Raw genomic sequence first — 24,118 nt, forward strand, 5'->3', positions numbered from 1 at the left:
AATAAAAAAAAAGAGATATAAAATGAAGAATACTTTAAAAAAACTAATGCCATTAGCTGTTGTGGGTGTTTTATCTGGAGCTACTACTTTTGGAGCTATTAAATATTTCGATCCGCAAAACTCAGGAGAAGATTTCTCTTATTTCACAAAATCAAGTCCGAAAGCTAACTTCGTAGGCATGAATTCGGCGGCTGTAGGTGACGACTTTGTAAAAGCTTCCAAAACTACCGTTCCCGCAGTTGTTACCATAAAAAATTATTCTGACAGATCCGCACAAAGAGCACCAGACAAAGATTTATTCGATTTCTTTTTCGGTAACCCATTTGGTCGCGGTGGTCAACCACAGCAACGTCAACAAACACCTAAAAACATGCCTTCTGGTTTAGGTTCTGGCGTTATTATCTCACCTGATGGTTATATCATTTCTAACAATCACGTTATTGCAGGTGCTAATAAACTTGAAGTTGTATTAAGCAATAAAAAATCATATATCGCAAATCTTGTAGGAACAGATCCTAACACAGATATAGCATTATTAAAAATTGAAGAAAAAGGCTTACCTTATCTTAATTTCGCAAATTCTGATGCGGTAGAAGTTGGGCAATGGGTTTTAGCTGTTGGTAATCCGCTGGGACTTAACTCAACGGTAACAGCTGGGATTATTTCAGCAAAAGGTAGAAGTATCGATCTTCTTAGCCAACAATCGAGAACACCAATTGAAAGTTTTATCCAAACGGATGCTGCTATTAATCCAGGTAACAGTGGCGGGGCTTTGGTTAACGTAAGTGGTGACCTTATTGGTATTAATACCGCTATCTCATCCAATACTGGCTACTACGAGGGTTATGGTTTTGCAGTTCCTTCTAATTTAGCAAGAAAAATTGTTGAAGATATTAAGAAGTTTGGTTTGGTGCAAAGAGGCTTCTTAGGTGTTGGTACACTTGATCTATCCAACGACAACCAAGTTATGGCATACAATCAAGAGAAAAAAGCCAATTTAAAAACAGGAAATGGTGTCTATGTACGAGAAGTTAGTGATAATAGTGGCGCGGGCGATGCAGGAATAAGAATTGGAGATGTTATTACGAAAATAGATAATACAGACATCAATAGCTACGCAGATTTGTCATTCGTAATTGGCAGCAAACGTCCTGGCGACAAAGTTGCACTTACCTATACAAGAAATGGTAAAGCGACTACGACTACGGTAGTTCTTAAGGATCAAAAGGGAAATACTTCAGCAAGAAGCAAAGCCGACCTTAGCGTGACAGAAAAAATTGGTAGCGACTTTGACCCATTAAGTGACCGAATTAAAACCAACTACGGACTAAACAGTGGCGTTATCGCAAGAAATGTTGTTGAAAATAGTGAAATGGACAAAATTGGCGTGGTAGATAATTATATCATTATCGAAATAAATGGCAAACCTGTTAACAGTCAAAAAGATGTAGAAAAAATCCTTAACGATTATAAAGGAAATGTCCAAGTAAAGTATGTTGACGAATATGGCAGAATTACCACAAGAGGATTCAAAATGCCATAATAAAATATGAGTCATAAAAAGAAAAGCAGCTCGGTTGAGCTGCTTCTTTTATTTAAAACAAAGTCAATTTCGATGGCTCCGTAGCCATTTGCGGAATATGGAGGTTTTCGCCCCAAGTTTTATTTAATTTCTCAATAAAATGTACAGATAACAAAGGTGAGGCTTTTTCAATGTTTTGGTGTACGAAAAAATACAAATGTTCTAAACCTTGTTCTTTCCAAATTGTCAAACGCGTCAACCAATCGTCGAGTCTTTTATAATCGCTTTCTGCATTGGCACCAACATAGCGTATAAAGGCAACGGGCGTAGTCAATCGCATGTGCAACATATCGCGTCGTCCCGCTGTATCAACAATAATATTTGTAATATTATATTTTTCAAAAAGCTCACAAGTTTGGTTAAAAACCTCTTCGTCTGTAAACCATTCTGTATTTCGGAGTTCGATAGCCAAAGGCACATCACGAGGCCAATCTTTGACAAATTTTTCTAACCGATCGTAATCTTTAGGTTTAAAATTATCGTGCAATTGTAAAAAAACCATTCCCAACTTTTCATCAAAATTCATAACGGACGTTACAAACTGCGTTACAGGCTCTGTGACGTCTTTCAGTCGTCGAAAGTGCGAAACGGTATTGGTAATTTTTGGAAAAAATTTAAAATCGTCTGGTGTTTTGTCTTTCCATGTTACGACTTGCTCAAGCGAAGGCATTCCGTAGAACGTTGCATTCAGCTCAATCGAATTAAATTGTGTAGAATAATAGCTTAATTCGTCTTTTGTTCCTTTTGGGTAAAAGCCTTTTAGGTCGGTTTTGTTCCATTTGGCGCATCCAATTTCGATGTCTATTAGACCAGATTTATTTAGATTTAAAATCGTTTTAGTTTGTGGATGATCAGTTGGTAAACTGAAATCTATTTTTGAAGGATCTTCAACTTGTCCGAATTTCATTTTAATACAATTTAAAGTTTAAAGTTAGAAAAAATTGTTTTATTTCATTTTTAAATCTAAAATAAAAAAGCCATAGAAAAATCCATGGCTTTTATATCAATTATTTATTATCGTTTAAGCTTCGCAAGAAGAACATGAAACGAAGTTGACCATCAGTTCTTTAGAAACCGAAGAACTTCTTTGATAGTATAGGGTTTTAACACCTTTTTTCCAAGCTTCAATCATCAAATAGTTAACATCTTTAACAGGCATTGTTGACGGTATCTGCAAGTTAAGCGATTGCGCTTGGTCAATATATTGTTGTCTTTGCGCTGCCTGAGAAATAATCTCCATCGGAGAAATCTCTCTAAAGGTTTTAAAGACTGCTTTTTCATCTTCTGTTAAACCTTCCAGATGTTGTACAGAGCCGTGGTTAAGCATAACATTTCTCCAGGTTTCTTCGTTATCAAGACCTTTTTCTTCTAACAATTTAGCCAAATATTTGTTCTTACGCATGAAGTTTCCTTTTGCCAAACCAGCTTTATAATAGTTGGAAGCGAATGGCTCAATACCTGGCGAGGTTTGTCCCAAAATTGCAGAACTGGACGTTGTAGGCGCAATAGCCATCAAAGTTGTATTTCTCATGCCATAGCCTTTCAACATATCTGACTCGCCATAGATATTTGCTAACTCACGAGATGCTTGTTCGGCTTCTTCTTTAATATGTCTGAAAGCGCGTGCATTGAATTGTGTTGCTTCAAAACTTTCAAACGGAATCATATTTTTTTGTAAATACGAATGGTAGCCTAAAACGCCTAAACCTAAAGCACGGTGTCGCATCGCGAAGTTACGTGCAGAAGTTAGGTAATAGTTACCTTCGGTTTTTTCAATAAATTCTGATAAAACTGCGTCGAGGAAATAGATAGCCAATTTAACAGCATTGGTATCTTTCCATTCGTCATACAATTCCAAATTCATGGAAGAAAGACAGCAAATGAAAGATTCATTGGTTGTTGATGGCAACATAATCTCCGAACAAAGATTACTTGCATTAACCATCAACCCTGCATCTTTATAGACCTGAGGTTTGTTTCTGTTAACATTATCTGTAAAGAAAATATATGGCAAACCTTTTTGTTGACGGCTTTCCAAAACTCTTGCCCAGATTTTACGTTTTTCCATATCGCCATCTACCATATCTTGCATCCAATAATCTGGAACACAAATCCCTGTAAATAGATTTTGAATGGGACTTCCGATATCTTTAATCGACAAAAATTCTTCAATATCACCATGGTCAACATCAAGATAAGCTGCAAAAGCACCGCGTCTTACGCCACCTTGGGACACAACATCCATCGCGGTATCAAATAACTTCATGAACGATACTGCTCCAGAAGATTTTCCGTTGTCTGTCACGGCTGTTCCACGATTTCTTAATTCTCCAAAATAACCAGATGTCCCACCACCGATTTTGGTTTGCATGATAACCTCACCCATTTTGTGTGTGATCCCTTCGATGCTATCAGGAATATGAACGTTAAAACACGAAATCGGCAATCCTCTTTGCGTTCCCATATTGGCCCACACCGGAGATGAGAAGCTAATCCAACCTTTGACAATCATTTCTTTGAAAGCCGGTTGCAATTCAGGCTTAAATAATCTTTTCGCTGCGGCCGTTGTAATACGGTCTATTGCACCTTCTACAGTTTCTCCTTTAAGAAGATAGCCTCTGTTAAGCATTTGCTCGGACTCTTCGTTGAGCCACCAGATATCGATATTTTCGTCCATCATAGATTGGTTATATTGGGAATCACAAGGTGTGATGTTATATTTAAAATTAAAAAATAAAATTGAGTTTAGAACAAATCGTTTGCTGTAATCGATTTGTCGTGCTTTGTATAATCAACTGGTCTTTTTGCAAAAAAGTCGTCCATAGAATTGGCAAAAACCTCTTCTTCGAACCATACCATTGGCTTGTATTGTTCTGGAGAAACATTGTAACGGGTTTTCATTCCGATTTTCTTTAAAGAATCATCTACACGGTATTTCATAAAGTTAAGAAGATCTTCTTTTGAGAAGTTGTCCAGCTCGCCATTCATAAAAATCCAATCAAGAATCTCTGCTTCCAATGCGATAGACTCATCCACTAAAGTATAAATATCTTCGATGTCAGAATCGCTTAATAAGTCTGGTTGCTCTTCTCTGATTTTATTAATTAAATAAATACCAGCATTGGCATGGATCTGTTCGTCCACCGACGTCCAAGCAATAATGTTGGATACATTTTTCATAAAACCTTTGAACCTTGTAAACGACAAAATAATCGCAAACTGAGAAAACAAAGACACATTTTCTATTAGGATCGAAAACAACAACAATGAAGAAACGTATTCTTTGGGCGTTGTAGAATTAGCGTGTTTCAAAACATTTGAAAGGAAATCAATTCTTTTACGAATTGCTGGAATTTCAATAACCTTATTAAACTCCTCATTGTAACCCAAAACTTCTAACAATCTAGAATAAGCTTCGGAGTGACGGAATTCGCATTCAGCAAACGTTGCTCCCAATCCATTGAATTCTGGCTTTGGCAAATGGTTGTAAAGATTACCCCAAAATGTTTTAACAGAAACTTCAATTTGAGCAATAGCCAAAAGAGCATGTTTTACAGCCATCTTCTCATGTGGTTGTAGCTGAGAATGAAAATCTTGCACATCTGCCGTAAAATCTACTTCAGAATGCACCCAAAACGATTTGTTAATAGCTTCCACAAATTGTAAAATCTCTGGATACTCAAACGGTTTGTAGCTTACTCTTTTATCAAAAATGCCCATAATTTTTACTTTTTATTCGCGTTTTATACTATTTGTGATGTAATTTAGATCGATTAAAAACGACTACCTATTTCAATTTCAAGAGATTAAATGTTTTGATTTTGAAATAAATCAGCCTCACAAAAATAGAAAAGGAAAGTCTAAAAAAAAATCGAAAAGTCCCGAAAAGTCCCAAAAGCATGTTAATATTTTAAAAAGTTTTCCACAGAATTCGCCAAGACCTGATTAACAAGCGGTTAAGCAAACCTCCTTGTTGTTTTATTCCATTTCAACCAATCCAAGTTTAAACATCCAAACATAAACGGCTAATTATCAGCATTTAAAAAACAAACAGAACCACTTAGAGCTTTTTCTATTCTGTAGATTATCCCAGTTAATAAAAAACACGATATAATTTTTGTATCTTTGCAGACACTTATGGGGTTGACTGGTTTCGACAGCAAGACCAATGCATAAGTAAGCATGCAGAGAACCGTAGCGCGATCTCTTAAATCCCTTGCTACAAATTTTTAACTGGCAACGAAGAGTTCGCTCTTGCAGCTTAATCCGAAGTTTAGTAGGCACAAGCGCTTTCCCGAAGATAGTAAGGAAGCAAGATGTCTCGCCATCGCTCTGTTCTGCGGCGTTGGATTTTGGGGCATAGGAATGCAGAAATAAGGTTTTGGGCACTTTGACCAAAGCTCGAAAATTTTAGAAGATAAGCTCAAAGTTGGCGGTCTGTTGTCTGCTTTGGGTCGAAAACCAATAACAGAATAAGCATGTAGAAAGCCTATGTATTGCTTGTTTGGACGAGGGTTCGAATCCCTCCAACTCCACAATCGCACCTGTAAATCAATGATTTACGAAAATTACACCCAAAATTACACCCAATTTTTTAAAATTGGGTGTTTTTTTTGAATTACATTTTAAGGATTCTATAATTTTCTATCAATTGTTTTTGTAATTTTGATTTTATGCTCAAACACATTAATTCTATCGAATATTTTTACTTTCAAATAGGTGGTTATTTTGAAGGGAATAGACAGATAATTATTAAAGATAATTATTTTGAGTTGATGAAATCACAATACGGATTTTCAGAAAACATCTTATCTAAAGAAAATCACTTAACAATCAATTCAATAAGTAGCTTAATAGAAGTACTCAATGATATTTCTCTCTTATCTTGGGACGAAAACTATTCAAATGAGGATGTAATGGATGGCACACAATGGGAAATTGAAATAAAATACAATAATCTTAAAAAAATAAAAAAATCCTTTGGAAGCAATCAATTTCCTTACGTTGACAAAATAAATAACACCATCTCTTCCAAAAATTCAGATAATACTCCAGATTTTTTAAAATTGATAGTTGTACTCAATAAAATAGTTAAAAAGAAAAATTTCTTTTACTAAATCTTGCAACCTACTTCTATTTTAGATTCAAAAAACTCACAATTTATATTAGGTTAAAGGTATTTTTCATTAATTCTATAACTTTTAAATCAGGCATATTATCTTTAATGTGTCATTTTATTTTAACTATTTTCAAAATTTATTTTTAATTCCCTACTTAATAATAGTTAAGATTATTGAATTGAATTTAAAAAGAAATGAAAATTATGTTTTTCCGTAATTTTCTTTCATTTGCTTTTTGTAATTTTGAGAATTATATAATTCTTAAAAACAAATATGCCGAATAAATTTCTATCTATTCTTGATAAATACCGTAAAATTTCATTTTCTGAAAAAGATAAAGGAGAACGTTTTGAAAGACTAATAAAAGCCTATTTATTAACTGACCCTAAATATTCAAACTTATTCAAAAAAGTTTGGCTTTGGAATGAATTTCCATCAAAAGCTGATTTGGGAAGCACGGATACAGGAATAGATTTAGTTGCATTAACCAATAATGGCGATTATTGGGCGATACAATGTAAGTGTTATGCTGAAGATACAACCATAGACAAGAAATCTGTAGATACTTTTTTGGCTACTTCTAGTAGAACATTTAAAGATGTTGAAACTATAAAAACCGTTCACTTTGCTCAAAGATTATGGGTTTCTACATCTAGTAAATGGACAAATAATGCCGAAGAATCACTTAAAAATCAAAGTCCACAAGTTTCTAGAATTAATGTTCACGATTTAGCAAATGCACCTGTAGAATGGGAAAAATTAGAAAACAATATTACAGGCGAACAAGCAAGAACCAAAAAATATCCTCTTAAAAAACATCAAAAAGATGCTCTTGAAAAAACACATGAATATTTTCAAGAAAATGAAAGAGGAAAACTAATTATGGCTTGTGGAACTGGTAAAACATTTACTTCGCTTCGTATTGCTGAAAATGAAACCAATGGAAAAGGGTTGGTTCTTTTTTTAGTTCCTTCTATCGCACTTCTTGGACAAACTTTGAATGAATGGAGTGCACAATCTTTAGAAAAGATAAATCCAATCTGTATTTGCTCTGACCCAGAAATTACCAAGAAAAAAACTAAAGTTGAGGATATTGATACTTCTTCAGTAATTGATTTGGCTTTGCCTGCTTCTACCAATGTTCCCAATATTATTCATCAATTCAAAAGTTTAAAATTATATTCTAATGATGGAATGACAGTGGTTTTTTCTACCTATCAATCTATTGAGGTCATTTCTAAAGCACAGAAAGAATTAGCCAAAATTTATCCTGAATATTCGGAATTTGATTTAATTATTTGTGATGAAGCACACCGAACGACAGGCGCAAAATTGGCTACAGAAGACGAATCTGCTTTTACCAAAGTACACGATAATGACTTCATTAAAGCCAAAAAAAGGCTTTATATGACCGCTACTCCTCGTTTGTACGACCAAGAAACCAAAAGCAAGGCAGCTCAAGCCGAAGCTTTACTTTGGTCTATGGACGATGAAAAAATTTATGGCGAAGAAATTTACAGAATTGGTTTTGGCGAAGCCGTTGAAAAAAAATTACTTACCGATTATAAAGTTCTCATTCTTACTTTGAGTGAGAACGATGTTCCGCCAGTAATTCAGAATATGATTTCTAATGGGGAACACGAAATAAAAATAGATGATATGCCGAAATTAATCGGCTGTATCAATGCACTTTCTAAACAAGTTTTGGGCGATGAAGGTTTAATAAAATCTACAGACCCTAATCCTATGAAACGTGCAGTTGCGTTTTGTTCTACCATTGCAAATTCCCAAACTATTACCCAAACTTTCAACGGAATATCTGGGGAATATATTGAAGTGTTACCTCAAGAAAATAAAGATGTTACGGTTTCTGTAGCCTCAAAACATATTGACGGTTCTATGTCTGCCACACAAAGAGAAGAACTTCTTACTTGGCTAAAAGATGAACCCAAACAAGATGAATGTAGAGTGCTTACCAACGTAAGATGTTTGAGTGAAGGTGTAGATGTTCCTTCGCTTGATGCAGTAATGTTCCTTTCTGCTAGAAATAGTCAGGTGTACGTCTTCAAACTAAATTGGACAGTTTCAGTTAAATCCTTAAGGAGTATTTCGGATTATAAATTTATTAATTTTTGTTGATTATACAACTGTCTTCTTTTTTTGATAGAATGCTCTTTTATTTGCTTTCTTTTTTCTAAAATCTGCTCAGATCTTCCAAAATAGACATCGGCTGGAGTCAAGTTGTTTAATGACTCGTGGTAACGATTTGTATTGTAATTATTTACAAATATTTCCAATGCCTCTATGAGTTCTTCTGGATGATAAAAATGATTCAATTTCACCACGTTTTTCATCGTTCTGTGATAGCGTTCAATTTTGCCCTGAGTCTGGGGATGCATGGGTCTTCCATGAACCTGTTTCATCTTCAAATCCTCTTTCAGATAGGTTTTCAGCTCATTTGAGATGTAACAAGGTCCGTTGTCTGAAAGTAATCTGGGTTTGACTTTGGACTTCAATTTTGCTTTTTCAATCGCTGTATTTACCGTTCTTTTTACATCTTCGGCTTTCATCGAATCACAAAGTTCCCAATGAATGATATATCTGCTGTAATCGTCTAAAATCGTACTTAGATAGTACCAACCCCAACCCACAATTTTGAAATACGTGAAATCCGTCTGCCACATTTGATGTACAAAATTGGTTTTATCTTTAAATTCATTTGCAGCAGCAATCAAAAAATGATTAGGTGCCGCTATCAAGTCCCTTTGCTTTAAGATCCGATAAACGCTTGATTCTGAAATAAAAATACCTTGTTCATCTGTGATTTTATGTGCCAATTCTCTGGAAGAAAGCTCGGTATGTTCTAGTGCGATTTCCACTACCAAATCTTTTTGTTCCTCGGGGATGCTGTTCCATTGTCTTTTGCTCTTTCTTTTTGAGGTTTTTAAGCCATCATAACCATTTTCAAGATATTTTTGATACCATTTATAGAAAGTGCTTCTTGCAATTCCAAAGCTCTCCAAAGTACGCTTGACGCCTATTTCACTGGTGGTAACGCTTTGAATTAGTTCGTATTTCTCTCCTGCTGATAATCTCATATATTTTCTGTATTTATGGATCAATCCAGCATGTCTAAACTTTTTTTTACGATGTCGTAACGCAGAACCAAATCAGCTACCATCTCTTTGAGCCTGGCATTTTCCTTTTTTAAATCTGATACTTCATCACTGGTCGCTTCCCTTTCAACATCTCCGTTGAGTCGTTTTTTACCAGCTTCCATAAATTCTTTGTTCCAAGCATAAAACTGAGATTGGGCAATGCTGTGTTTCCTGCATAATTCTGCTACAGAAGTCTCAGCGCGAAGTCCTTCCATCACGATTAAAATCTTTTGTTCGGCTGTAAAAATCCTGCGCGTATTCTTGCGAATGTCTTTTACAAATGTTTCTGTACTTTTTTTCTTCGGTGTTCCCATAATTAAAGCTAATTCTTTTTTTGAAAACACTCCTTAAGTTTTTATATTATAATGTCCACTTTTTGCTGACGATTTACAGGAAGAAGTAATTAAAATTATTCTAATTTCAAAATCATCAAAATGGAAAAATTTAATAATTGAAATAGAAAAAGATAAATATTTAAGAGGACATATTGCAATTTTATTACACTTTGCAGATATATTTGAACATTATAACAATGATCCAACGTTAAGTTGGGACAATGAAACAGAAAGAATAATTTTTGATAATCTTTCAAAATATTTTTCAATTTATAAAATGTTTTTTGATGATAAAGGTTTAAAAAATTATGAAAATGAAAATTTTAGAAGCGCTATGCTTTGTATAGGAGATTATCTAATATATTCTAAAAATTGGAATTTCATTCAAAATGAATCAAGAGATGTAAGTTGGAAAAGATTATTTAGGGAAGTTAATAATTCGAAATTTAGAAATAATATAAGTGTTCTAAAAGATTTATTTGATGAAATTGATTTAAAACTTTCTGACAAACAAAATTTACAAAGTATTATTAAGAAATATAAACCAAATGTAAATGATTGGAGGTTGGAGTTTGTCAATAATCCAGAAACCATAAAATTAATGACATACTATGTTAAATTTAATGAATCTTCTAGTGAAATTTATCTTTTAAATGCGCCAAAATTTAGTTCAAATGCAATTGATTTAGATATATACTTAATAAAAAAACAACTAGAGAAAAAAGGCATTTCATCGAGAATATTATTTGACGAAAAATATTGGAAATCAATTATCAAAGGAATTGGTAATAGACAAAGTAAAGTTATACATTATGGCATTAAAGAGAAAAATTTTGTGGTAATACAACATGGAAAAGAGGATTTTGTATGTATCCGAGAAATTGTAATAGCTGCCACAAAACAACTCAGCTAAATTATATTATCGATAGAAATAGTGCCTATATATTCTTTGGATATATAAGCACTGTTTTTTATTTAAAGTCCATTTAGTCTTCATCTTCAGCATTAAACAACTCCTCATAGAACTTTCTATTTTCCTCGCCCCATTGGTCCAATGCGTCTAGAATAGGAAATGCGGAACGACCTAAATCAGTCAGAAAATACTCAGTACGAGGTGGTTGTTCTGCATAAATTTTTCTATCTATAATCTTATACTCCAACAATTCTTTAAGTTGTTGATTTATTACACGTTCTGTTGCATCAGGCACCTCCTTGAATATCAGACTTGGGCGTAGTGGCTTATCTCGAAGTGCTTCTATGATGCAAATTTTCCACTTTCCGCCAAGCACCTGCATAGCAATGCTATAACCACATTCTAGATATATAGGGATTTTTCTTTCAGACATAATTGTATAGTTAATTTGTAGGAACAAGATACAAAAATAGTGCGAGAATGCATTCTTTGATTATTTTGCTTATCATTCTCTTATCCTAATTCCTTCTCAAACATATACATCAATTTATCTTTTTCATTCAGTTCTACACTTCTGCTTACCTTTTTATTGGTGATTTGATAGCCCGAAAATCGAGTAACAAAAATGCCCAAGCCTTGAGTGTAGGAGCTGACTTCTGCTGAGTATTCTTTACTAGTATCTAAAGGAATTTCACCCAAAATAGTAGTCCAATCACCATCTGAAGTAATAGTAGATATTTCGCCTTGCATCTTGTTGATGTCTGTAATAGCCCTAGCATTCACAGCTATTGGAATTTGCAATTTAAAATCTAAGATTGGCTCCAACAACTCAACATCAGCTTGTTGTAAAGCCAATCGAAAAACATAGGGAGCTAAACTTCTAAAGTCGGCAGGTGTGCTCACTGGACTATAATAGATTCCGTGAGAAAAAGTGACTTTAAGGTCGGTTACTTCCCAGCCATACAAACCCGATTCACAGGCTTTCTTGACTCCATCGAATACTGCATTCTGAAAAGATTGATTCAAGTAGCCCAATGAAATATCGCTCTCTATCGTAAGTCCCGCACCGATTGGCAAAGGTTCTATAATCAAGCCAATAGATGCCCAATAAGGATTAGGTGGCACTTCGATATGAATGGTGTATTCCGATTTCGTTTTCAGACGTTCCTTATAAATCGTTTTCACCTCTTCAAAGTAAGCATCTACCGAAAATCGCTCCTCCAACAAAGTCAAAATAACTTCCCGTTGAGTTGCTCCATAAAGAGAAACTTCTAGCTCATTATTATCAGCATTGATACCAAACGTTAAAGATGGATCTTCTACCGATAATACATTCATAGCAGAAATTAATTTACTCCTATCCTCTACTTTGGCAGGATGTATAGATGATTTGAGAGCAGGACTAGGAATATTCAATTTATCAAATAAACTTGGCATTGTTCCTAAATAATCACCTACCATCAGACTTTCGGCATGGTCTAAAATTGCAATATCGTTTGTAGAAACTTCATCTACATCTATTTCGTTTCCAGCGTAAAAGGTCTTTAAACTTCTTATTTTCAGATTCTCATCTGAGCCATTGAGGTTGTATGATTTTCTTGTTCTAAGGCTTCCCCCTATAATCTTTAGATAGGCTCGTTTCTGTTCCTTCTTATTATGCTCAATTTTATAGACATAGGCAGATAAATCGTTCTCTTGAGGTAGAGATGTTTCAATAAAAGTAGTGATTGAGTTTAGCAAATCTTCGATACCAATGCCATACATTGCTGAGCCATGGTAGATAGGATGTAGTTTAGCGAATTGAACAAGATGAATCATTGAACTCCAATAGTCTGAATTTGAGAGTTGCGTATCGCTTAAGTATTTTTCAAGCAAAGAATCATCTTTCTCCAAAATTGTTTCTCTGTCCTTTTCTGATATGTTGTGTATTGTACAGCTAGAAGTTAAAATCTTGCCATCAACGGATTGCATAAGAAGAATATCTTTTGAAAGGCTATTTTGTATTTCGAAATAAAGCTGATTTAGATTTACTCCCTCTCTATCTATTTTGTTGATAAATAGAATGGCTGGAATTTCTAGTTGTTGCAAGACATTGAACAACAATCTCGTTTGAGCTTGAATACCCTCTTTAGCAGACACCACAAGAATAGCACCATCTAGCATTCTAAAAGTGCGTTCCACTTCTGCTAGAAAGTCCATGTGTCCAGGAGTGTCGATAATATTAATCTTTGTATCGTTCCATTGAATAGACGTTGTAGAAGCTCTAACGGTGATACCTCTTCGTTTTTCAATATCCATCGAATCGGTTGTGGTATTACCTTTGTCCACACTTCCACGTACCTCAGTTGCTCCACTAGCAAATAGCAAGTTCTCAGTAATGGAGGTTTTTCCTGCATCAATATGTGCAAGAATACCTATATTTATAGTTTTCATTTGATTTTGTAAATAATATAGCGGATGCTTTGTAGAAATGCATCACATAAAAAATACATCCTTGATGGTAGAATGTACCACAAGAACTTGAATTCGTATTTCTAATTATATTATTTACTGCCGCATAGTGTGACAAAGGTAGAAAATAAATTTTAAAATCAACTGTATTAGCCCGTAATAACCGAGCACATTAATTGTATTTAATCTTTTTTATTACTTTTGTATCGGACAAGCTGATCCGATGGTGATATATTATACCGAAGGATTTATTGAAGGGGTGTTACTGTAAGTAATTGCCCCTTTTATCATTGACTGAAGAGCTATTTCATTTCTTCGTGGCATTGAGCCACTTGAAATGAGGACAAGCTGAACCTCAGGATCCTTATTGCCCGATGGTATGTCATCATTTTCTTTTCGCTGGCTTTCGGCGTACTTTTCCCTGTATTCTACAGGAGAACAGTATTCCAGTCTATGAAATATCCAATCCGTGTTGTAGTCATTAATAAATTGATTAATACTGTTATAAGCTTCCTCAAAGGAAGAAAATGTTTCTGTTTGCAACACCTGTTCTTCCAGGGTGCGGTGAAACCGCTCTATTATCCCGTTGCATTGCGGTGACCGTACAAACGCTTTGGACACCTCCAATCCCAGGAATTTCATTTCATTCATAAAATCAGCAGAGTCATACTGCGAGCCATGGTCGCTTCTTAATTGCAACTTCATTCCTTTACACACATCCTTACCTACCGAACCGAAAGTCTTCCGTACAGCGGCCCTAACAGGCTCCATGGCGGCAAACCGGTTGCCTTTCCTTGCAATATGCCATGAGATAATCTCATCGTTAAAGTGATCGATCACACCAAAGAACCAATGCCAACCTGACCCATCAATCCAAAACCTCTTCCCGTCAGTGGCCCACATTACATTGGGTGCATCCGTGATTATAGTACCATCATGTTCGCGCTTATTCGTCTTCCCGGGCCTTCTGTAGGGGCTCAGCAGGTTGTTTTCCCGCATGATGCGGTTCACACGTGCCTTGCCGGCTACCAGAGCGTTTATCTTCCTTTTACCCATGCGCTTCTTCACTTTCAGATAACCTTCAGCGTTGAATGTACTCTTCTTAATTTCTTCCTTAATCTCCTGTAAAACCTCTTCATCGCTATGCTTGGGTTTTCTGCCCCGTTTCCCTGTTTTGGGAGTAGGGTTTTCATACCAGGTGCTGCTGCTGTAGCCGACTACCTTGAATATCAAACGCTTCGGATATGGTTTCCCGGTTAATGGATAATGTTCCTCTATCAGCATGGAGATTATTTCCTTTTTAGTTTTGCTGCCAATTCGTTCTTTTTTTTTGTGAGTTCGAGCTCCATCTGCAGTTGCCCGATCTTACGCTCGGCAGCACCCAGCCTCGAATCGTCGGGTTTACGTTTGAACCCGTCGGTACCACTCTCGATAAATTGATCCCGCCAAAGGTTGATATCAGCCAGAGTAACTCCGTATTCACGGCTAAGCAGCTCCGGATCCTCTCCACGCAACAAGGATAAAACTAATTCAGCCTTGATTTTCGATGTAAAATTTTTCCTCTTTTCCATAGCAGTTGTAAAAATAACTTTTATTTTTTACTGCTCGGTTTATTTGAGGGCTAATATATAGTGCAAATATAATAGGTAAAATATTTAGAATCAACTTGAAGTAAAAAAATAATCTGATTCTCCGCAAACACACCTAATATTTTTAGTATATTAGCGCTCAAAAAGCAGGGATTATGAACATATTCAGTTTTACGGCTCATTTCGGTTCGGAGGAAGATTGTCGTTTGCATTTCAAGGAGCAGCGTGATAAGGAAGGGGTTGTCTGCAAGCGATGCGGGGGCACTTCCCATTATTGGTTACAGGGTAAATGGAGTTATGAATGCAAAGGTTGCCGTTTCCGCACCTCGTTGCGCAGCGGTACGAACATGGAGAGCTCCAAGCTGCCGTTTCTGGTGTGGTACAAAACGATGTTCCTGATGAGTTGCACAAAAAAGGGATTCTCCACCAACGAACTCCAGAAGCAATTAGGATTGAAGCGTTACGAACCGGTATGGGCGATGGTACACAAACTCCGCAGGGCGATGGGCAACCGGGATGCAAGGTATACACTGGAAGGGATGATAGAACTGGATGAGGGTTACTTTTCGGTGGCCAGTAAGGAAATCGAGCGAGGCAAGGGTACACGTGGCCGGGGAGCCGAGGGAAAGCAGAACGTTGCGGTGATGGCCGAAAGCACCCCGTTGGAAGATATCGAAACGGGCAAAAAGGAGAAGCATGTGCGTTATTTCAAGGCCAGGGTACTGGATAGCCATCAAAGTGAAGGAACCAACGGGTTGTCGGTTGCTGCACCATTGATCATCAACTATATTGATAGCGCAATGATGTTGGCTGATTTTAAAAAAGCACGCGACTTGAAACCAGATGCGATCATTTGTACCATGCATTGGGGAACTGAATACCAAAGCTTGCCCAACAGTTATCAGAAAAAATGGGAAAAGTTTTGTTATGACCAAGGCGCAGATATGGTCATAGGTGGTCATCCTCATGTTTTACAGCCTGTTGAATTGAAAGAAGTTAACGGGAAACAGCGGCTAACAGCTTGGTCACTGGGTAATTTCGTGTCCAATCAGCGGGATCGTTACAAGGATGGCGGTATGATTTTGCGGGCTGATTTGGTAAAAAGTAGCGAGGCAGTCAACATTGAACACGTGACACATACCTTCACTTGGGTTTATCCGCGTCAAGAAGCTGCAGTGAAACCATTTTATATTCTACCGGAGTTTGATTATGGCATCCATCGTCCGGATTTTTTCACCCCTGAGGTACAAACCAAAAGCAACTTGTTTTACACCGATTCAAGAGCACTTTTTCAAAGTCATTCGAAAGGATCTGTTGAATATAAGGTAGATGCTGATTCCACGGTTGTGACTCATTACAAATTGCTTTTGTCAGGGTATTATGCCCAAGAGTATTCAGAAGGGATACTTCGCAATCCAATTAATTTCTCAAAAAAATTCACCCCAACGATCCACAAGGTGGTGGCTCCGGATGGAACCTATCATTGGGTAATTGGTTATTTTCTCACGGAAGAAGAGGCCAGGGGAACACAGGTTCACGATGCAGTAATTCCAAATCCCCGCATGGTGTTCATTTCACCTACAATTTACAAAGTACTTCCATGAAAGTAGCATTGATTGTTGCTGTTGATCAGCAATTCGGTATTGGAAAGAACAATGATTTGATGTGGCATTTGCCTGCAGATATGAAATTTTTCAAAGAAACAACCACGGGACATATTGTGGTTACAGGTAGAAAAAACTACGATTCCATTCCGGAACGTTTTCGGCCGTTGCCCAACCGCGAGAATGCGGTCTTAACACGCAATACCGAATATCATGCTCCTGGAGCAGTTGTTTTTTCTTCCTTGGAATCCTGTTTGGATCATTATAAAAATGAAGTGGAACGAACCGTTTTCATAATTGGAGGCGGACAAATTTACCGAGAAGCTTTAGCGCTTGATTGTGTTCAAGAGATGTTTATTACCCATGTGCAGGGCGAATTTGGTGCAGATACCTTCTTCCCGAAATTCGAAGCTGTCGCTTGGAATGTTGAAACGGTAGCAACCCAAGCAGTGGATGAGAAAAATGCCTATGCGTTTGAAGTGAAAAGGTATTGGAGGTAACGTGATTACTTGATGAGAAATAAGAAATCATTGTCTACCTACTTTCGTTATATTTGATCAAATAAAGAAACAAACCTGCACAAAAACATCAAGTATTATGCTGTTTTGTACAGAAAAGCCGTATCAATAAATAAGTTATGTGTAATTTTAGCCGCAAACGCAGTTAAAACAAAAAGGCTCCGAATTTCGGAACCTTCTTTTTATCATTTCATTTTTCTAAAAAACTTGTACAACAAATCGATTTTATTTGAACAAAGAATTGGCATTGCTTCAAAAAGGGTTTCTTCATCCCATTCCCACCATTTCATTTCCTGCAATTTTTGGATGTCATCATCACTAAATCTCTTTTTTATCAATTTGGCTGGATTTCCCCCTACAATTGAATAAGGTTCAACATCTTTTGTAACCAAAGCACGACTGCCAATAACAGCTCCATCTCCTATCTGAACTCCTGGCATTATCATAGCTTCACTACCAATCCAAACATCATTCCCAACAACTGTATCTCCTGCTTTTTGAAATCCATCTTGGCTTTTACTGAAAACATCAAATTCAGACATATAAAAAAATGGAAAACTGGAAATCCAATCATATTTATGACCTTGATTACCTGCCATTATGAAACTTGCACCGCTCCCTATTGAACAATAAGAACCGATAATTAGTTTATCGACATCATTCCTGTCCGGAAACAGATAACGAGCACAATCGTCAAATGAATGACCGTGATAATAACCAGAATAATAAGAATATTTACCCGAAATTATATTGGGATTAGTTATGTGGTCTTTGATTATTTTTCCTTTAAAAGGACTTTCGAAGTAATTTTTCATTATTTAACATATTTAATTTACAATAAGAGACAATAAGGAAACGAAGAATAATACTAAACTATTCTCTTCCTATACGTTGCGTAAAGTAAATTTGCTAATCTGATAATTTCATCTGACAAAGATACTAAAAAACTACACATAACATCGCATTGGCAAAATGGCGGGTTAAGTTCAAAATTCAACTTTTGTGCTTTTTATTCCGCCGAATGTGTCCCACATTCAGCTTTTTTTTAATAATTTAGCTTCTGTGGAAACACATCGGCTACGTCACTGCTAAATTGAACTTTCGGTTCAATTTATCCGCCACTTCGCCAATGCGTTTCCCGTTATGTGAAAGAATAAAACGGCACCTCCAAAAAAGAAAGTACCTTTTCGAAATCAAATTTACATTATTCTCAATCCACTATTTCTGAAACAGTTGATTTTTCTATTAGGAAAATCCCATCAAAAGAATCTACTATTTCAGTTTTTAGATATATAGAATCAAAACGAATCTTACTACAATTTTTTAATTCCTTACTTTTATTGATTATTAAACAGCATTCTTTTCCTGATAATTCCTGCATAAAAAATTCAACAGAATCCGACTCTGGAGAATCAAGTGGAAATTTATCAACCCTAAAACCAAATTGATAATCATTATCAGGATACAATGCGGCAGTTTCTCCACGTAGATTAGTTATTGCAAATGCTTTGTATTTTTCTCCAAAAGTCATCGAAAGTCTTTGCCCCATTGGATAACAACTAATAAATCCGTCAAAATCCACCGGAGTTTTTTGAATGTGAGCATTGTGGGCAACTAAAATAATCTTTTTACCAAGTGAATTTTTCAAAAACCAATCAATACTTTCTGCCATATACTGGTCTTTTGCTCCCATATCTCCCTCAATTCCCTTTTCAGTAATGAAGCTTTCCATAGCATCAGCATTATAATTCATATAAATCAAGCCTTTAACTTGATGAAGTATCGATTGAAACTCTAAACTTTCCAGTTTTGGTTGAAGAGTGACCAAACGAATGTAAACTTTTAATAGCAATGCTTTTAATTCATTATGTTCAGCTTCATCAAAAAGCGATAAATTTAACGCAAGCTGAGAAGTCGAATAGAAATCAAATTTCTCAGCAAGATTTAAAATCTTCTGTAAGACATCAGAAGAAACGATTGAAAGTCTTTGCAAATAATCAGATACAATACGAAAGTTTGGAAAATAAGAACCTCCATTTTTAGGAATATCCACACCTAAAAAGGTAATTTGATTATTATTGTCTTGATTATACCGACGAAGCCATAGCAAAGTATCTTTAAACTCATTTGGATAATAAAAGTGTGACAGTAACTTATCCAAATCGTCGAATGGAATTTGTGATTTTATCCACTTATCAACTTCTAATCCTTCAGAAAAACCAAACTCAAATGCCAAGGTGTCAAAATCACATTCAGTTACTAAAAACTCAATAACTTGATGCCTGAATGTAAAAAACTCTTTTATGAAATGTGCGTTTTCGCCTAAACCAACAATTGTAGAAGAATCAAAATATTCTCGAAATCGAAAAAGACTTTGTTTTATGGATGTATTATTTTCCGAATTAAACGGAAAAGTTAAGGGTTTTATATTTTTCATTATTACCTTATTTTAAATTAAAAATTAACGTACCAAATAGCAACCGTCTCAAAAAGACGATTTAATAATTTACTTTAATTTTTAATTACCAAGGCTTGCTGAAATACATAAAATGTGAATTATTTGAATACAAAGATACTAAAAATTCCTTCACATAACATCGCATTGGCAAAATGGCAGGTTAAGTGCTAAATTGAAAGTTTCTGCATTTTATTCCGCCGAATGTGTTCCACATTCGCTTTTTATTTGTAAGTTAGCTCTGTGGAAACACATCGGCTACGTTCTCGCTAAATTGAACTTTTTGTCCAATTTATCCGCCACTTCGCCAATGCGTTTCCCGTTATGGGCCATTTTTGAATGACAATGCGAATAGATACAGACAAACAAATGAATTTACTTAGTGATAAGAACGTTGCAATAATTGGTGGTGGACCCGTTGGACTGACTATGGCAAAATTATTACAGCAAAACGGCATAGACGTTTCAGTTTACGAAAGAGACAACGACCGAGAGGCAAGAATTTTTGGTGGAACCCTTGACCTACACAAAGGTTCAGGTCAGGAAGCAATGAAAAAAGCGGGATTGTTACAAACTTATTATGACTTAGCCTTACCAATGGGTGTAAATATTGCTGATAAAAAAGGCAATATTTTATCCACAAAAAATGTAAAGCCCGAAAATCGATTTGACAATCCTGAAATAAACAGAAATGACTTAAGGGCTATCTTGTTGAATAGTTTAGAAAACGACACGGTTATTTGGGATAGAAAACTTGTTATGCTTGAACCTGGTAAGAAGAAGTGGACACTAACTTTTGAGAATAAACCGAGTGAAACAGCAGATTTGGTTATTCTTGCCAATGGCGGGATGTCCAAGGTAAGAAAATTTGTTACCGACACGGAAGTTGAAGAAACAGGTACTTTCAATATACAAGCCGATATTCATCAACCAGAGATAAACTGTCCTGGATTTTTTCAGCTATGCAATGGAAACCGGCTAATGGCATCTCACCAAGGTAATTTATTATTTGCTAACCCCAATAATAATGGTGCATTGCATTTTGGAATAAGTTTTAAAACACCTGATGAATGGAAAAACCAAACGCAGGTAGATTTTCAAAACAGAAATAGTGTCGTTGATTTTCTTCTGAAAGAATTTTCCGATTGGGACGAACGCTACAAAGAATTGATTCATACGACGTTGTCATTTGTAGGATTGGCTACACGGATATTTCCTTTAGAAAAGCCTTGGAAAAGCAAGCGCCCATTACCCATAACAATGATTGGGGATGCCGCACATTTGATGCCGCCTTTTGCAGGGCAGGGAGTAAATAGTGGGTTGGTGGATGCCTTGATATTGTCTGATAATCTAGCCGATGGAAAATTTAATAGCATTGAAGAGGCTGTTAAAAATTATGAACAGCAAATGTTTATCTATGGCAAAGAAGCACAAGAAGAATCAACTCAAAACGAAATTGAAATGTTTAAACCCGACTTTACGTTTCAGCAATTGTTAAATGTATAAAATGGAATAAAACGGCACATAACAAACAAATTGGCAATAGAGCCGGTGAAGTACTTCTATTGAACTTTTGTGCAATGTTGAAGATTAGTAATTCTATTCAACATTTGTGCTAAAAGTCGGCTCCATCGCCAATTTGCCAGCCGTTGGCGGCAAAGCTAACGGACGACCGTGCTAACATCAGCAGTCCGACAAAAATCCGTTTTGACTTTGTTGCCGTAACGGAACGGCAATGGCAAAAAAAGAAGTACTGACAGATTTTTGGGTAAGAGATATACTCAAAGAAGCAAACATAGATTTACATCCACAAGGAAGCAACATCAAAGAAATTGACGAAGCCCTAAAAACCGCTTCAAAAGCAGGAACAGGCAAAGTCGGATTTCCTGAATATTGCGGAGTTGTCAAAGATTTTGTTCTCATCATTGAAAACAAAGCAGACGTTTCGCAACACATCAAACGCAACGACAAAGACGTAATTTGTAGCGAAGTTGCAAACGTGAAAAACTATGCTGTAAACGGTGCGTTGTTTTACGGATTACACTTATCAAAAAACACATCTTACAAAAAAATCATTGCCTTTGGAATTTCGGGCAATGAAAAACGCCACAAAATCTCGCCTATTTTTATTGACGAAAGAGGCGGTTACAAAGAGTTGGAAGACGTTGAAACGTTTACACTTTTCAACGAAAAGAACATTGACGAATACTACACAAAAACCATTCTCAAAGAACAAACGCCAGACGAAAAGACAACCGAAGAAATTCTGAAAGACGCAAAAAATCTTCACGAAGATTTGCGGAATTACGGCAGTATTCAAGACAAAGACAAACCTTTGATTGTTTCGGGAATTTTGTTGGCATTGCGAGAAATGGAATACAAAGGTTTCAACATTGACAGCTTAACAGGCGACCAAACCACAACAGACGGAGAAAAAATTTACGAAGCCATTGAGAAAAACCTGAAACGAGCCAACGTAGCACCGCAGGTAAAAAAAGACAAATTATTGAGCCAATTTTTGGTAATCAAAGATACGAAAGCGATTAACGAAGTCAATGAATATTTAAAGAAAACGCCACTCAAACATTACACCGAATTTCTTTACGAGAACATTTACAAAAACATCAAATACATTCATTCGGCAGAGGATTATTTGGGGCGTTTTTATGGCGAATTTATGTCGTATTCGGGTGGAGACGGACAAAATTTAGGCATTGTATTGACACCAAAACACATAACCGAACTGTTTTGCGAGTTGGCAGAGTTAAAAACAACTGACGTTGTTTTTGACCCTTGTTGCGGAACAGCAGGTTTTTTGATTGCTTCAATGCACGATATGTTGCAGAAAACGGACAATCCGAAACAACAAGCCGACATTAGAAAAAATCAGTTGCACGGTTTGGAGTTACAGCCGTATATGTTCACGATTGCAACAACCAATATGATTTTGCGTGGAGACGGAAAAAGTAATTTGGAGCAAGAAGATTTTTTGAAACAAAATCCTGCACAATTACAGCTCAAAGGTTGCACCGTTGGAATGATGAACCCACCCTATTCAATGGGAAGCAAAAGCAATACGAGTTTATACGAAATCAATTTTACCGAGCATTTGCTCAATTCCATAACCCAAGACGGAAAAGTAATTGTAATCGTTCCTCAATCTTCAATGACAGGAAAATCCAAAGAAGAACAAGCGATAAAAGAAAACATTTTAAAACATCACACATTGGAAGGCGTGATAACGCTGAACAAAAACACATTTTACGGAGTTGGAACAAATCCGTGCATTGCGGTTTTTACAGCAGGAGTTCCGCACCACAGTGCAAAGTTCAGAAAAGTTTACTGTAACGATGAAAACCTATTTATCAATAATTTTTGTTTTATTTTTTTCTATTTCTTTCGGACAAGGCATACTTGAACCCGGTGTGCGTTTAAGAGATGAAGGAAAATATGACGAATCTATTAGCTATTATCTTAACCAAAAGAAAAAGGGACATTGGGATTGGGGATTTAAGTATAATTATACAAAAGTTCTTGCGCTAGCAGGACAAGTAGATAGTTGCTTTTTCTATTTAGAAGAAAATATTAATGAACGAATTGCAGTACAATCTTTAAGTGACATAGAATTTATTGGAATTAAAGAAGATAAAAGATGGACAACTTATGAGGAAAGCGTAATTAATAAACATATTCCTTGTAAGGACGTAACTTTTAGTGCCGAGATCTTTAGAATTATAGCTTTATCAGAAAAAGAGAATACTAATATTAAATTACTTTTTGAGTTAATAAATAAAAAGGGATGGCCAAAAAAAAGTCAAGTAGGAGATGCCTCTAATTATATATTTGCTAGATTAAGATATGAAGATTTGTTTTTAGTACAAGCTAAGAAACACTTAAAAGAATTAGAAGAGTTGTGTATAAAAGGCGAGATTGACTGTAAGTATTTTGCCGATACATATGATTTAATACAAAAGAAGGCTAAGAAACCGCAAAAGTATGGGACGATTTTTAATATAGATTATGATAACGATTTTAAAAGAATCTATTACAAATTTGTCGATGAAAAAAAAATTAATAAATGGAGAACTGAAATAGGACTAAAAAAATTGGAAGAATATAGTGGTTAAAGCAATTATGGCTAATATTGTATTGACGAAATGGAGATTTTAGAGATAAATTATCCCCCTTTTTTTTGTTGTAAAATTAATTCTTAACAGCTCTATGTTTACTATTGAATCCAAACAATCCTAAATCATATTCTAAAACTTTACTAATTAATAGTTTACTTTAATTTAAAAATGAACACCCTTATGAATAAAGTATACGGAATATAAAGACAATAAAGCAAAAGGAGTTATCTAAAAATCAGGTAACTCCTTTTGTTATATATTAA

At 35.7% G+C, this 24,118-nt stretch carries 19 protein-coding genes and 1 other RNA gene; 10 read left to right on the forward strand and 10 right to left on the reverse strand.

The genetic code is table 11. The annotated features are described in order from the left end of the window. Window positions 1–22: 22 nt before the first annotated feature. A complete protein-coding gene (locus tag G6R40_RS07600) occupies window positions 23–1,543 on the forward strand; it encodes a trypsin-like peptidase domain-containing protein (protein WP_165133731.1) in 1,521 nt (506 codons plus the stop codon). A 52-nt stretch (window positions 1,544–1,595) separates the two neighbouring features. On the opposite strand, the gene G6R40_RS07605 is transcribed toward G6R40_RS07600, so the two are convergent. From G6R40_RS07605 to G6R40_RS07615, 3 genes are all read right to left on the reverse strand, one after another. Continuing rightward, a complete protein-coding gene (locus tag G6R40_RS07605; RefSeq protein ID WP_165133734.1) occupies window positions 1,596–2,489 on the reverse strand; it encodes a DUF72 domain-containing protein in 894 nt (297 codons plus the stop codon). Between the two features lie 114 nt (window positions 2,490–2,603). Continuing rightward, on the reverse strand, window positions 2,604–4,259 hold the full coding sequence (locus G6R40_RS07610) for a ribonucleoside-diphosphate reductase subunit alpha (RefSeq protein WP_165137581.1): 1,656 nt from the start codon (window positions 4,257–4,259) through the stop codon (window positions 2,604–2,606). 68 nt (window positions 4,260–4,327) lie between these two features. Further along, window positions 4,328–5,302 (reverse strand): ribonucleotide-diphosphate reductase subunit beta, encoded by a 975-nt coding sequence (locus G6R40_RS07615; RefSeq protein ID WP_165133737.1) that lies wholly within the window; start codon window positions 5,300–5,302, stop codon window positions 4,328–4,330. Window positions 5,303–5,721: 419 nt separating this feature from the next. Between G6R40_RS07615 and ssrA the strand changes: the two genes are divergently transcribed. The 3 genes from ssrA (at window position 5,722) to G6R40_RS07630 (ending at window position 8,841) form a co-directional block, all read left to right on the forward strand. Further along, window positions 5,722–6,120: a transfer-messenger RNA gene (ssrA, locus tag G6R40_RS07620) on the forward strand. 135 nt (window positions 6,121–6,255) lie between these two features. Further along, the gene (locus G6R40_RS07625; protein ID WP_165133740.1) at window positions 6,256–6,699 is read left to right on the forward strand and encodes a hypothetical protein; all 444 of its coding nucleotides are present in this window, start codon (window positions 6,256–6,258) and stop codon (window positions 6,697–6,699) included. A 276-nt stretch (window positions 6,700–6,975) separates the two neighbouring features. Next, window positions 6,976–8,841 (forward strand): DEAD/DEAH box helicase family protein, encoded by a 1,866-nt coding sequence (locus G6R40_RS07630; protein ID WP_165133743.1) that lies wholly within the window; start codon window positions 6,976–6,978, stop codon window positions 8,839–8,841. Here the strand turns inward: G6R40_RS07630 and G6R40_RS07635 are convergent. Beyond that, window positions 8,817–10,174, reverse strand: a protein-coding gene (locus tag G6R40_RS07635) for an IS3 family transposase (RefSeq protein WP_404850127.1) whose coding sequence is annotated in 2 segments (ribosomal slippage) — window positions 8,817–9,836 and window positions 9,839–10,174 — 1,356 coding nt in all. Because the reading frame shifts where the segments join, the coding sequence is not laid out codon by codon here. The two genes, G6R40_RS07630 and G6R40_RS07635, sit on opposite strands and share 25 nt — an antisense overlap. Window positions 10,175–10,472: 298 nt before the next feature. Between G6R40_RS07635 and G6R40_RS07640 the strand changes: the two genes are divergently transcribed. Then, window positions 10,473–11,108, forward strand: a complete 636-nt coding sequence (locus G6R40_RS07640; RefSeq protein WP_165133746.1) for a hypothetical protein — start codon at window positions 10,473–10,475, stop codon at window positions 11,106–11,108. A gap of 73 nt (window positions 11,109–11,181) precedes the next feature. On the opposite strand, the gene G6R40_RS07645 is transcribed toward G6R40_RS07640, so the two are convergent. From G6R40_RS07645 to G6R40_RS07660, 4 genes are all read right to left on the reverse strand, one after another. Further along, entirely contained in the window at window positions 11,182–11,541 is a 360-nt protein-coding gene (locus tag G6R40_RS07645; RefSeq protein WP_088656295.1) for a winged helix-turn-helix transcriptional regulator, read from the reverse strand. A gap of 80 nt (window positions 11,542–11,621) precedes the next feature. Then, on the reverse strand, window positions 11,622–13,541 hold the full coding sequence (gene tet(36) / locus G6R40_RS07650) for a tetracycline resistance ribosomal protection protein Tet(36) (protein WP_088656287.1): 1,920 nt from the start codon (window positions 13,539–13,541) through the stop codon (window positions 11,622–11,624). Between the two features lie 252 nt (window positions 13,542–13,793). Continuing rightward, on the reverse strand, window positions 13,794–14,843 hold the full coding sequence (locus G6R40_RS07655) for an integrase core domain-containing protein (protein WP_088656288.1): 1,050 nt from the start codon (window positions 14,841–14,843) through the stop codon (window positions 13,794–13,796). Window positions 14,844–14,848: 5 nt separating this feature from the next. Further along, a complete protein-coding gene (locus G6R40_RS07660; RefSeq protein WP_045089652.1) occupies window positions 14,849–15,130 on the reverse strand; it encodes a hypothetical protein in 282 nt (93 codons plus the stop codon). A gap of 173 nt (window positions 15,131–15,303) precedes the next feature. On the opposite strand from G6R40_RS07660, the gene G6R40_RS15155 reads away from it, so the two are divergent. Together G6R40_RS15155 and G6R40_RS07670 are read left to right on the forward strand one after the other, a co-directional pair. Beyond that, on the forward strand, window positions 15,304–16,752 hold the full coding sequence (locus G6R40_RS15155) for an IS1595 family transposase (RefSeq protein WP_228455817.1): 1,449 nt from the start codon (window positions 15,304–15,306) through the stop codon (window positions 16,750–16,752). Beyond that, on the forward strand, window positions 16,749–17,252 hold the full coding sequence (locus G6R40_RS07670) for a trimethoprim-resistant dihydrofolate reductase DfrA49 (RefSeq protein WP_038694170.1): 504 nt from the start codon (window positions 16,749–16,751) through the stop codon (window positions 17,250–17,252). The genes G6R40_RS15155 and G6R40_RS07670 overlap by 4 nt, the downstream gene beginning before the upstream one ends. A gap of 203 nt (window positions 17,253–17,455) precedes the next feature. On the opposite strand, the gene catB is transcribed toward G6R40_RS07670, so the two are convergent. Together catB and ere(D) are read right to left on the reverse strand one after the other, a co-directional pair. After that, on the reverse strand, window positions 17,456–18,085 hold the full coding sequence (gene catB / locus G6R40_RS07675; protein WP_010256763.1) for a type B chloramphenicol O-acetyltransferase: 630 nt from the start codon (window positions 18,083–18,085) through the stop codon (window positions 17,456–17,458). A 395-nt stretch (window positions 18,086–18,480) separates the two neighbouring features. Further along, entirely contained in the window at window positions 18,481–19,707 is a 1,227-nt protein-coding gene (gene ere(D), locus G6R40_RS07680; protein ID WP_165131291.1) for an EreD family erythromycin esterase, read from the reverse strand. Window positions 19,708–20,064: 357 nt separating this feature from the next. Between ere(D) and tet(X) the strand changes: the two genes are divergently transcribed. The 3 genes from tet(X) (at window position 20,065) to G6R40_RS07695 (ending at window position 23,852) form a co-directional block, all read left to right on the forward strand. Then, a complete protein-coding gene (tet(X), locus tag G6R40_RS07685; protein WP_005783159.1) occupies window positions 20,065–21,231 on the forward strand; it encodes a tetracycline-inactivating monooxygenase Tet(X) in 1,167 nt (388 codons plus the stop codon). A gap of 229 nt (window positions 21,232–21,460) precedes the next feature. Further along, entirely contained in the window at window positions 21,461–23,143 is a 1,683-nt protein-coding gene (locus G6R40_RS07690; protein ID WP_221628977.1) for a class I SAM-dependent DNA methyltransferase, read from the forward strand. Continuing rightward, window positions 23,076–23,852 carry a hypothetical protein gene (locus tag G6R40_RS07695; protein WP_165133749.1) on the forward strand — a complete coding sequence of 259 codons (777 nt, stop codon included), beginning with the start codon at window positions 23,076–23,078 and terminating at the stop codon, window positions 23,850–23,852. Before G6R40_RS07690 ends, G6R40_RS07695 begins: the two co-directional genes overlap by 68 nt. Window positions 23,853–24,118 lie beyond the last annotated feature (266 nt).

The sequence above is a fragment of the Chryseobacterium sp. POL2 genome, assembly GCF_011058315.1.
GTDB lineage: Bacteria > Bacteroidota > Bacteroidia > Flavobacteriales > Weeksellaceae > Soonwooa.